Consider the following 751-nt stretch of genomic DNA (forward strand, 5'->3'; position numbering starts at 1 on the left):
TAACGGGCTATTATCAATAAATAAAAAAATAAATAATATCGACTTTGCTATTTATAGATTCAGATGATACCAATATACGCAGTTTACTATTATTGAAAAATACATAATCAATAAACATACGACCTATCTATTAATGATATTTAGGTCTTAGTAGAGAATATTGAGGAACGAAAAAGCGCACCTTTAATGGTGCGCTTAACATCTTTTCGTTTAAGGTTTCAGCTTCAAAACATTATCAATGTCTGCAGCACTGTGGCGCTCAGCTAGTTGCTCCCCCTCTTCACCCCAAGAGCGGTTAACAATACGACCACGTTTAACACCTTCTCGCTCATCAATCGCTTTCGCCCAACGCACAACGTTTTTGTAGCTCTCCACATCTAAAAACTCGGCTGCATCGTATGCGCGGCCCAGCACCAAGTTACCGTACCAAGGCCAAGTTGCGATATCGGCAATGCTGTACTCATCACCACCTAAAAAGGCGTTGTTTGCCAGACGTTTGTCCAGTACATCCAGTTGACGCTTAACTTCCATCGTAAAGCGGTTGATTGGGTACTCGAATTTCTCTGGCGCGTACGCGTAGAAGTGACCGAAACCGCCTCCTAAGTATGGTGCAGAACCTTGCAGCCAAAATAGCCAGTTCATTACCTCAGCACGCTTCGCGCCTTCTGTTGGTAAGAAGTGACCAAATTTTTCTGCCAAGTAGAAAAGAATATTACCCGATTCAAACACGTTGATAGGTTCATCACCTGAG

1 protein-coding gene is annotated in these 751 nt (G+C 42.5%); it reads right to left on the reverse strand.

Going from position 1 to position 751, the window contains the following annotated elements; translation table 11 throughout:
* Nucleotides 1–210 precede the first annotated feature (210 nt).
* Nucleotides 211–751 (reverse strand): glutathione S-transferase C-terminal domain-containing protein (locus R7E78_RS26265; protein ID WP_318058627.1); only part of this gene is annotated, 541 nt, incomplete at its 5' end.

The sequence above is a fragment of the Vibrio sp. YT-19(2023) genome (genome assembly GCF_033337395.1).